Origin of the sequence: Aphanothece hegewaldii CCALA 016, from assembly GCF_003007785.1 — a bacterium.
Taxonomy (GTDB): domain Bacteria; phylum Cyanobacteriota; class Cyanobacteriia; order Cyanobacteriales; family Microcystaceae; genus Chroococcus; species Chroococcus hegewaldii.
Map to the genome: position 1 here is coordinate 1 of NZ_PXOH01000059.1, position 11035 is coordinate 11035.

Below are 11035 nucleotides of genomic sequence, written 5' to 3' on the forward strand. Positions count from 1 at the left end.
AGCTTTACAATTTGTTTTTTTTAACAAGAGAAGCGCGCTCCTCGAATGAAAAATCGACACTCGATCTTACGGTCGCCCTAGAAGGAAACTAGACAAAGATGGACAACCTTGAACGGATAGTCCATGTGTTCTGGGGTTAGTCTTTGTTGTTGAAGGTTGTCCATCTTTGTCAGGGTTTTGTGTATCCCTTCAAATAGTTCTTATGTACCATAAAGCAGCGGGCAAGTTCTAACTTTCACAAAAAGCCAAGCCTTACGCCGAGCGCATTTTTAGAGATTAGTTCATTTGGATGTACTTCTAAAAATAAGCCAGCCTTAGAACTATAGGAATTATCTGTGAGATAAAAAGGGGAACTCAAAAAGGCTGGCTTATTTTTGAGGCAAGTTTTCTACAACCAAAAATCTTTATAATGCGCTCTGCGACCAAATTTTAGTGGCTCAAACCTATAGAAGTACTTCTAAAATTAAAGGCGACCTTTGTTAATTAATTCATTGGTTTTATAGATAGTCCGTGTAGTTTTAAGGTCGCCTTTAATTTTGAGTTCGTTTCCATATATGATGAAGGGGATTCATAAAATCTTAACAAATAGGGACAGCGACGGACATCTCACGATTGGCGACAAGTCGCCAATCCGTGTCCTCCTTTTTGAGTTGATCTATTAGTTCCATAGTTAAACTGTTGAGAGAGAGGCTGTCCCTATTTGTTTGATATTTTTCCAAAGCTTGGCTTTTTGTCTAGGTTTTTCCCAGGGGATTTATTAAACATTGTGAAAGGGGGACGCGCTTGGCTTCGCGCTATGAAGGGAGTTTTGAAGAAGTTGATTCATTTTTAGAAACGAACTCAAAAATAAGAGCTAAAACGACCTCAAAAATAAAGGAGATACATTAAACATTGTGGAAGGGGGACAACCTTTTAAAAACAGATTAATTATGATACCCATGAACTAACTAAACAAGGTTGTCCAAATGAGTTCAGTTTTTTTCTAAGAGTCTTTTTGAAGTTGTCTCCCTTGTCACACGAGGAATCGTAGTAATACGAAGACTCCTTTATTTTTAGGAGGACATCTTTGTTTGTGAGTTAGTAGGTTTCTTAGAGAGTCTGTCTGGTTCTAAGGTCGCCTTATTTTTAGGAGTAATTTTTAAGTATCATAGTCGGTCTGTGTAGTTATAAGGCTGCCGACCGACCTGAATTTAAAATTCAGGTCAGCCGATAAGAGCCGATTATCGGCAGGGCTTGCGGCTGACCGCATAAACGCGGTCGCTTTTCGGCAGTGCATTCCGCACTCCCTTCATATTTAGACAGTTCTACGCCTTGTTAGTTGTTTCATTTGTTTCATAGTTAATCTCTGTATTTGAAGGCGCACCATCTTTCGTCAGGGTTTTATGAATCCGCAATTGCCGACAAAAACTTACACAGATTGATTGACAGTCGTCGATTCTTTTCGATGTAGAACCCGCAAAAGCCAAATCTTAAGGAGAGAAAATCTTCAGTTGGAATTGTCTTGATTGTCGATGCTGCCAACGTCCAATTAGGCGATCGCATACTCAGCTAGCATAGTTCAATTGGCTCAGTTTTAATACCAGTAGGTAGAGGTAAAACATCTAGATTTCTGCCCTAATATATAGTACATTCGAGCTATGTTAATGTTAAGTAACTTTTATGCCCTCTACCCTGTACATTTCAGGCCAAATTTTAGGCAAAACTAAACCCCTGTTTTCTGAGTGGTGTCTACCTCTCCCTCAAACGTTAACCTCGATAACCCTAAGAGAATTACTGACACAAGTAGTTTTAGCAGAAGTAGAAGCATTTCGCACTCGTAGTGAAGAACGCCGTTTAATCAAAACTTTAAGCCCATCAGAGATAAGAACAGGAGTCGAAAAGGGAAAAATTGATATGGGGGGACGGGATATCGTACAGACCGTTGACCCTCAAGAGGCTGTAGATACTGTATTACAAGCATTTGAGGATGGTTTTTATTTTGTTTTTGTTGATGAACAGCAACAAGAAACCCTAGATAGCATTGTCTCTCTAAAAACCGATAGCCAACTGATGTTTTTACGCCTAGTCCCCTTAGTGGGTGGTTAAACCTTATTTAATGGAATATTCCTATGCTAACTAGAGAACAATCCCAAGAACAACTGACAAAGCTAAAAAATCCGTCGTGGAAACAAGAAAAACTTACTCAAATTCCAAAATTACCTCCAAAATTGCAAGAAATTGCTTGGGGAATTCTCGGCTATGATGACAAAGGACGACAACCGAGAGAGTGGCAAAATATTTATCAGTTTCAACAGGAAGCAATTCTACAGTTAGATAGTCTTGATTCATCAGAACGATTAACGATTTTTAGCCTTTTATTTCCCAAAATCGCGACAACTTTAGAACAAACATGGCAATTATTTCCGCAGTTGCCCTATCAGTCAAGTTATTCCCGTCGAGCATTTCGTGTTCCAAACCATTCAGAATTAATAAATCAAAAGCGGTGTCAATGGTTTTTTCCTCTGTTGGGTATCCTTGAAGGGTATGATCAAGATTTACCTTGGTTAGCTACTTGGACTCCTTATATCAGTTATTACGGAAGTGATCACTTAGGAATATTATTTGCAGCCGCGATTAATGCTAATGATAAATTAGGAAATAAGATTTTTTCTATTTTAGTAGAATCGGCTAAAGGAGATCATGCAATTGGTGCAATGGGTCGTCATGTCACAAGGGGTTTATTAATTGCGTCTCGTCCCGATGGTTGGGAATTTATCGAGAATTTTTTGTTAGCAGCGCAAAGACAGGAAGGTTTAAGACAAGTTATTTTAGAAACAGTTGACGAAGCACATCCCGAAGCATTTAAAAGAATGATTCGATTAATCATTGAACACAATTTGACTCGTTTTAGTGCGACAGTTAGAACAGTAGATACATGGTTTGGTTTGCGGTGGGAATCAACCAATCAACAAGTTGTTAAATCAAGTTTAGAACAGGTTTTATCTTTTTTAGAAAGTACAGATACCTTACAAGAGGCTTTACAAAGTGAGCAAGCAGAAAGCGTATATTTTGCACTCTGGACATTAGCTTATCATGATGCTGTTGCTGCTATTCCAGTGGCGAGTCAATTTCTCAACCATCCTCATGTTGAACATCGTTTTATTGCCGTCTATTTTTTAGCACAACTCGATTTAGAAAAAGCCAAACTTGCTATTATTTCAGCAATTGACGATCCAGATTTAAGAGTAGCCACTTTTGCTTTAAATATCTTTCATCAATATTCAACAAAAACTTTATTAGAAACGGAATTATTTGAACGATTAGAAAGAAATTTTTCTCGCTTTCCCGAAAAGTCAAAAGAATTAACACCGCTAGTCTGGGAATGGATGAAATTAGCAACATCTCAAAGTTTAATCACAACAGCATTAATCAATAATTTAGGTGAACGTTCTCCAAAACTTTTAATTCCCTATCTCTCTCATTTTGATGTTTATCAAAGACAAGAACTAGCAAATAAACTATCGTTAATACAACCTTGGGATGATGAAATTAGAAACATTTTATTGTCTTTAATTGCAGATCCTAGTCAATGGGTACGTCAACAAATTATTAAGATTTTAGCGAAAGCAAATAGCAATATTACATCAACGGAAGCTATTTATTTAGAAAAGTTACTAACTCGTAAGTCGAGTGATTTACGTCGAGGTATTTTACAGTTATTACTCAATCAAACCGACTCAGAAACTTTAGCATCAGCACAACGATTACTAGCAGCAAAACAAGCACCACAACGTTTAGCAGGTTTAGAACTTTTACGCGAATTAAAAAATCAAAAACGTTTAATAGAAGATTGTATAAACTATGCCAAAAACTATCAATCTAAACAAACAAATTTATCTGAAAATGAAACTCAGTTATTAGAGAAACTTGTCGAAGTAGAACAAAAAGAAGCAACTTTAGAAGATGCACTAGGACTCATAAAACTAGAAGAATTAACGCCAATTATTCCTCCAAAAGTTGATAAAAAATATAAATTTGTCTCGACGGCGGCTCATAAGTGCTTACAGTCTTTGGATCAATTAATTGAGCAACACAAACATACACCCATTACTATCAAAACAGATGACGGTACGACCGAACAATTATTAGGTAACTATAGTAATTTGTTGTTGGCTAACTACTATTCTTTTTCTGAAGATCAAATTAATAATTTTCCGCTACAAGAAGTATGGCTAAACTGGTGGCAAAATCGAGGAAAAACAGAAAGGGATCAAGATGGTTTAGAATTAGTCAGAGCGATCGCGTGTTTATTGAATAACCATTCTTTTAATCCTTTTTCCCATGATTTAGAGCAAATTCCGACCTATCAAAATATGGAATGGTGGAAAATAGCCGAAAAAACGCTATTTAATGAACCGCCAAATTTGCTTTATATCGATTTAATTAAAGAGATTTTAAGATTTTTAATTCAACAGCATCCACCTAAAAATCTAATTGACTTTTTATTAGACGCATCAGCCACGACATTTACCCTAATTCCTTTAGCAGAAATTAACCAAACAATAGAAAATTTTTATCTTGAGCAACTGATCATATATACCTTTATGGGGTGGTGGAATCTTACCCGTTCTTTTCGTCACTCCTCTGCTTTTGATTGGACAGAAAAACAAAGAATAAAATTTTGGCAGATGAGTCGCTGGTTATGTCAATTTTATTTTTTTGCTTTATCCAATAAACATAGCTTATTACGAGATACCGTCTTGGCTTATCGATTAAAGGAAGCAACCGAAGCCGATATTATTGCTTATTTATTAGCCGAAAATCCAACCCCTGAACTAAATGAGTTTGATGTTTTAATAAAACAGATTAACCCTAGTGCTTTAACTCATTTAAAACGACCCCAAAGAGATTTCCATGACTTATCAGTTTTAACGGCTAGAAAACAAGACACTGATTTAGATCCTATTTTAAAAGAATTGAGCGATCGTTGTCGAACACGTATTATTGAAGTAGAACTACAACGGGGAGACTTACCTACAGCCGCATCTATTCCTGCACTTGCTATCCGTTCCGTTGAAGGTATTGCCACTCTGATTAAACTACTACAACTGTTTGGCAAAAATAAACTCATTCGGGGCTATAGCTACGATAATCAGAGTAAAGCTACCGTTTTTAGCCATCTAATTCGGATTAGCTTTCCTGCATCTGCCGAAACTCCCCAAGACTTTGCCCAAGCGGTTAAAACAGCTAAGATTCCAGAACAACAACTGATAGAACTAGCTTTTTATGCCCCGCAATGGACAAATTATGTAGAATATGCCATAGAACAGCCGAATTTCACAGAGGGCGTTTGGTGGATTCATGCCCATACTAAGGATAATCAGTGGCACGTTCCCCATGATATCAAAGAAGCATGGACGGTACAGGTAACAGAAAAAACTCCATTATCGGAACAAAGTTTAATTGATGGAGCAGTTGATGTCAATTGGTTTTTGCGGATTTACCCCAGTTTAGATGACAAATGGCAACAACTCTATGACGCGGCTAAATATGCTTCTAGTGGTGCAGGACATAAACGGGCGCAATTGTTTGCAGAAGCGATGTTAGGTAAGATAGAGCGAGAAACTTTGATCAATCGCATCACTCAAAAACGAAATCAAGATGCTGTCAGGGCATTAGGACTATTACCCCTAAAAAATCGAGAACAAGATTTACTCGAACGCTATCGGATTATACAAGAATTTCTCCGCACGAGTCGTCAGTTTGGTTCACAAAAACAAGCCAGCGAAAAATTAGCCGTTAAAATGGGTTTAGAAAATCTCGCCCGCAATGCTGGATATCGTGACCCCCAACATTTACAATGGGCAATGGAAGCACAAGCGATATCAGATTTAGTGAAACAACCTCAAACCGCTACTATTGATGAGGTTAGCGTCTCTCTGGCTATTACTTCAGACGGCAAACCCAAAATAACAATTATTAAACAAGGTAAATCTTTAAAAGCGGTTCCGACTCAACTGAAAAAAAATCCGAAAATCGTTGAATTACAAAATCGCAAACAAGACATTACTCGTCAAACATCCAGAATGCGTCTATCTCTCGAAGAAGCAATGTGTCGAGGAGATAGTTTTACTGTCAATGAATTTCAGCAACTCTGCACCCATCCCATTTTAGCCCCGATGCTAGAACAGTTAATTTTTATCGGACAGGGTGAAATTGGCTATCCTGTGGAGAAAGGAACTGCTTTTAAAACATATAATGGTAAAATTAAACCTATTAAGTCACAAATCTTAAAAATTGCTCATTCATACGACTTATTACAGACAGAATGGCATCATTGGCAGCAAGAATGTTTTACTAACCAACGTACCCAACCGTTTAAACAAATCTTTCGGGAACTGTATGTACTTACACCCACAGAAACCGCTAATCATACCCTGTCTCGTCGCTATGAAGGTCAGCAAATTAATCCTAAACAGGCTCTAGCTTTGTGGGGTCAACGGGGATGGGTGACATCTCCCGATGAAGGGGTCAGACGTACTTTTCATGAAGCGGATATATCTGCATGGGTGACATTTCAGTATGGTTTTTATACTCCTCTAGAAATGGAAGGATTAACGATAGAGGGTGTTTATTTCACTAAACGAGGAGAAGGGAAAGAATTAAATTTATCTGAAGTCCCACCACAGCTATTTAGTGAGACGATGCGAGATCTTGATTTAGTGGTGAGTGTGGCCCATCTTGGAGGAGTTGACCCCGAAGCGAGTGCCTCAACAGTCGAGATGCGACGGGTTTTAATTGAAGAATTTTGTCGTTTACTTAAACTAAAAAATGTTCAGCTACAAAACTCTCATGCAGTGATTGAAGGGAGTTTAGGCAATTATTCGATTCATTTAGGTAGCGGTATTATTCACCGTCAACCCGGTGGCACCGTGTGTATTATACCTGTCCATTCCCAACATCGAGGACGTTTATTTCTACCATTTGCCGATAGTGACCCCAAAACCGCCGAAATTTTGTCTAAGGTCATTTTATTAGCAAAAGACAAAGAAATTAAAGATCCGTCAATTTTAGAACAGATTTTATAAAGAAGCAAAAAAAAGTAAGATGGGAAAACTGATTAATACTTTTGTTATTAAGCCAGTCTTTCCAATGACTCAAAAAAATTCTTTCAAGAAGTAATTTTACTATGTGTGCGTTGGTATTTGCGTTGATGAATGCCGCTAAGTTAAAACGCGATCGCTCTTGACCGCGACTGGGCTGTGTCTGCTGCCACTAAAAACGCGACAAATGTCTGCTATATCTGGAGAAAGAACCTATTGTACCTCACCCAATTTGATGAAAAAACAGATAAACTTAGGACAGACATTAATACAAAATCGAGAAAATTTCATCTCAGGAGTAAGCCTTGAGGGGATTCGTTTCATCTTCGCGCGTGACAGATCACATTACCCTCTCTTAAATAGCTACAATCCATAAGTTCTTTCTAAAACCGATAACATCTCTTCTTCTAAATCACTTAAATAAGGTTGTTTCAACTTTCCTAATAATCCCAGAAAAGCATAAGCTGTATCTTCCAAATCATCTCTTGAGCGTAATCGTTTGATGCGCTCGCACAACTGCTGAACTGATTGACACTCTTCTTCGGTGTAGCCGAGTTCTTTAATATACTCAATTCTCACTCCATCAGCAACTCCGTTCCAGAATTGTAGATCGCAACTGAATTCATATACCGCAGTAATGATCGCCCAACAGCCATTCTTACCCCGTAGTTGAGGATGATCCCTTGCAATAATCCCCACGACTTCCCCAACTTCATAGATATTATGAGGTTTTTCTTGAAGAAGCTGCACCGCTTCTCTAACGAGTCTTGCTGGCGGGACTTTCCCACCAGCTTCTGTTACAGCGAGTCTCCAGGCTACGGGCTGTTGTGGTGGTTCTAACAGCGACAGAGGACGGACTTGATACTCAGTCGTTGGGAGAATTTGACAACGATTCGTTGACAAGTTTTGGAAAATTTCAGCACCCGCTATGAGGTAATAAGATTTCTGACGGCTGTGGCCAAAACGGTCACGACAATATTCTTCAAAGGTGGTGTGAGTGTTGCGGTACAGTTTCCTATCTCGTAGTTCTTTGAGTGCTGACCCGGCTTCAGAAAAAGCTCGTTCTACCTTGTGTTCTAGGTGTTTTTTGTCTTTTTCTTCATCTTCCGACAAAGATTCTAGCTTGATGTCTATCTCCTTTACTGTGATAGAAGTGACGGGGATTGTCGTGGTGTCCCGAACCGAATAGGTTAGCATTTCATCGATTTCTCTTGGACGAGTTTGCGCCGTTTGACGGGGCAGCTTGATATGTCCGTCTTGTGTAATTTCATCTTTAGATCGTCTGGCCATCTCCAATTTTCTCTTAAAATTAATTAAATTTGCCTATTTGCGTTTTAAGGCTAACTTGATAGTTCAAATACATAAGATGGTTTAGGATTCAAAGCTTTGAGTAGTACCCCATCTGCTGTCCAATATTGAGCCGATTCTTTTTCTGCCACTGCTAAAAAGACAGAATCATACAAAGTTAACAAATCATATGAGAGAGCGAGCTCCCAAGACCGAACGCGAATGTCTTCTGCATCAATGTACTCGATCGGTAAATCACCAAATGCTTGATAAAGTTGACTAGCTTCATCACTACTGAGTAATCCACTCCTCACCTTTTTTCGTAACACCTTTGCGACTTCTGCCCAAGCAAAACAAGGAAGGACGATTCGAGTATTAAGAGCTTTCTCTACCAAAAAAGTCGCTGATTCTTCCTGCTCATCGGGACACAGATACTTGATGAAGACGCTGGTATCCAGACAGAAACTATCTCTAATCATTTTCCCCGAATCTTAGTTGACGGATGAGGGGAAGCGGGTCTGGATGAACTCCCGTTCGTTGTTTAACCTGTTGCCTAACCTGTAAAATTGTTTCATGGGCTTCATTGGCTTTGCGTCTTTTGATTTCTCGCTCTAAGGCTTCGACGACTAACTCGTTAAAAGACTCCTTCCCTTCTTTAAGTTGTTTGGCCTTCTTCACCAACTCTAGGGGAAATCGAATCGTTACTGCTTCCTTTTCCATGTTTCATTAAATATAACCATCTTTTGATATCATTTAATATAACCTACACTAACTCCGATAGTAAATCGGAAATTTCCCCCTGTACATCCTTTCGGTTGTCGTCGTAAATCATCAAAGTATTCAAGTCGGCATGACGACTCAGTTTCTGCACTTTCCTGACATCGCCATTCGTCGCATCCAAAGCCGCCGTAATCCCCGAATGCCTGATGCGGTGCGGTGAGAGTTTCTTATTGATGCCTGCTGAAACTGCAATCCCATCCACTAATTTATAGATAGCAGTTCCCGTCAGTCGATGGCCGTAATAAGCACGGTCTAGCGCGATGAACAGAGGTTGCGTGACATCGACTTCGCGTCTGGCCTGTAACCAATCCATAATCGCTTCGACCGTCAGACGAGATAAGGTAATCGCTTGCTTTTGTTGACCCTTACCTTTTCCTAAAATCAACAAAGAGCGTTCACTTAAATCTAAATCCTTAATATCCGCTTTTTCAATTTCGCCCCGACGCAGCGCATTATCCCAGAGCAGCCGTAGAATCGCATAATCACGTTTTCCATTCAAGGTATTTCGGTCTGGAATAGCCAACATTTTGCGGTAAGCTTCTTTGCTGATTCCTGTCGTATCTCTGTAACGAACGATTTTATCCCCTTTGATTTCAGACAAAGTAAAGCTGCATTGTCCTAACTGCAACGCCAAGCGCACTAATGATTTAATGGCAGCCAACCGCCGATTCACTGTAGCTTCTTTTAAGGAACGCTCATCGTAGAGATGGGATTTGTAACGCAGCACCAATGAGAGGGCTTGAAACTGGTCTAATTTTAAGAAAGCTTGTACTACTTCGGGTGTCGGTTCATCAACATTTGTCACAAAGCGGAAGAAGTCGCGTAGATCTCGCGCATAACCACGACGGGTTTCAGGCGATCGTTTATCGGATAGGAGTTGTGCCAGCAGATCGGGTTCCTCACAAGTGAGAGAACCGAATTTTTCTGGCTTGGCGAGTGCCTGTGTTTTCACGGATTTAGGTTATGGTAATGAACGTTTCCGTAACCTAGTTTAAAATGTCAACGAACCGTTGTCAAATCCATTGTCGGTTTGCACATAAAGTGAAATTTGTTGAGCATAACTTGAAACAAAGCACGCACATAAAATGAAATTCTTTATTTTAGTGTACAAAGGAAAAAGTTTTAGGCTTAAGTTAGAGATATAAGTAAATGCTTGAAATGCTGTTTAAGTCGATGTGAAGCGGCAGAAAGGTTATTGATGTTAACGGCTTCTCGAGCGCGGGTGCGGCGAACCGCCGAACTTAAGAAAGTAGCTGATTTGCGCTCCGCTCCATTGACTTGTTAGCTGGCGCGTTCGGGAAACGGGCGGTTCTTAACCATTTCAAAATGATGACGGCGACACATTACGCTATTTTTAATCCGTTTATGTGTACAATCCTCACTTTTACAAAGCTCCGTTCCAATTTCTTCACCAAGCAGATTTAGAAATTCTTCATCCTCCAAAGACAGCAATTCTTCATCAGTGAGCGGTTCTGGCGGTTTCAACCAATCTTCGTTTTGCGACGAATGCCCAATCCAGAAAAACTTTCAGAATTTCCTCAAGTTTGGTTTCATCACCTGCACCACGAAACTTGTTTTCTTCTACTGAACAATAAATCCAACGTTCTTCGGATGCCTCATTCTGAAAAGGCTCAAAGTTTTTGCCTTCGAGATTTGTATCTTTAAGGTTAATAGTTACAGACCAGCCAGGATTATCAAGCGTGTTAATTGTAATGCCGAAACCGTGTTCCCACTCGCCATCGCAATTTGAAGCATACCATTTTTGAATGTCTGCAAGAATGCTCATCACTCAGATAAAAGAAGCCAGTTAACTAGGGCGTGTCTGCAAACATAAATCATAACCAAATTGTTATCGCTGCGATCACTAACATAGCTAAGTAATTGTG

The 11035-nt window shown here is 39.4% G+C and carries 7 protein-coding genes; 2 read left to right on the forward strand and 5 right to left on the reverse strand.

Features of this window, described 5'->3' with window-relative positions; translation table 11 throughout:
* The first annotated feature begins 1659 nt into the window (after nt 1-1659).
* Nucleotides 1660-2085 carry a hypothetical protein gene (locus C7H19_RS24060; protein ID WP_106459448.1) on the forward strand — a complete coding sequence of 142 codons (426 nt, stop codon included), beginning with the start codon at nt 1660-1662 and terminating at the stop codon, nt 2083-2085.
* Nucleotides 2086-2108: 23 nt separating this feature from the next.
* Complete coding sequence (locus C7H19_RS24065) at nt 2109-7067, forward strand: DUF5724 domain-containing protein (protein ID WP_106459449.1); 4959 nt, start codon at nt 2109-2111, stop codon at nt 7065-7067.
* Between the two features lie 378 nt (nt 7068-7445).
* Here C7H19_RS24065 and C7H19_RS24070 read toward each other — a convergent pair whose 3' ends face one another.
* The 5 genes from C7H19_RS24070 to C7H19_RS24090 all read right to left on the reverse strand — a co-directional run bounded on the left by C7H19_RS24070 (nt 7446) and on the right by C7H19_RS24090 (nt 10935).
* Nucleotides 7446-8372 carry a hypothetical protein gene (locus tag C7H19_RS24070; protein WP_245927759.1) on the reverse strand — a complete coding sequence of 309 codons (927 nt, stop codon included), beginning with the start codon at nt 8370-8372 and terminating at the stop codon, nt 7446-7448.
* A gap of 50 nt (nt 8373-8422) precedes the next feature.
* Nucleotides 8423-8848 (reverse strand): type II toxin-antitoxin system VapC family toxin, encoded by a 426-nt coding sequence (locus C7H19_RS24075; protein ID WP_106459450.1) that lies wholly within the window; start codon nt 8846-8848, stop codon nt 8423-8425.
* A complete protein-coding gene (locus C7H19_RS24080) occupies nt 8841-9089 on the reverse strand; it encodes a YlcI/YnfO family protein (RefSeq protein ID WP_106459451.1) in 249 nt (82 codons plus the stop codon). The genes C7H19_RS24075 and C7H19_RS24080 overlap by 8 nt, the downstream gene beginning before the upstream one ends.
* 43 nt (nt 9090-9132) lie before the next feature.
* Nucleotides 9133-10101, reverse strand: a complete 969-nt coding sequence (locus C7H19_RS24085; RefSeq protein ID WP_106459452.1) for a tyrosine-type recombinase/integrase — start codon at nt 10099-10101, stop codon at nt 9133-9135.
* Between the two features lie 507 nt (nt 10102-10608).
* Entirely contained in the window at nt 10609-10935 is a 327-nt protein-coding gene (locus C7H19_RS24090) for an immunity 53 family protein (RefSeq protein WP_106459453.1), read from the reverse strand.
* Between the last annotated feature and the right edge of the window lie 100 nt (nt 10936-11035).

Excerpts from the sequence above, each read along its gene's own strand:
- C7H19_RS24060 (WP_106459448.1), top strand. The coding sequence starts at position 1,660 with ATGCCCTCTACCCTGTACATTTCAGGCCAAATTTTAGGCAAAACTAAA.
- C7H19_RS24065 (WP_106459449.1), top strand. The coding sequence starts at position 2,109 with ATGCTAACTAGAGAACAATCCCAAGAACAACTGACAAAGCTAAAAAAT.
- C7H19_RS24070 (WP_245927759.1), bottom strand. The coding sequence starts at position 8,372 with ATGGCCAGACGATCTAAAGATGAAATTACACAAGACGGACATATCAAG.
- C7H19_RS24075 (WP_106459450.1), bottom strand. The coding sequence starts at position 8,848 with ATGATTAGAGATAGTTTCTGTCTGGATACCAGCGTCTTCATCAAGTAT.
- C7H19_RS24080 (WP_106459451.1), bottom strand. The coding sequence starts at position 9,089 with ATGGAAAAGGAAGCAGTAACGATTCGATTTCCCCTAGAGTTGGTGAAG.
- C7H19_RS24090 (WP_106459453.1), bottom strand. The coding sequence starts at position 10,935 with ATGAGCATTCTTGCAGACATTCAAAAATGGTATGCTTCAAATTGCGAT.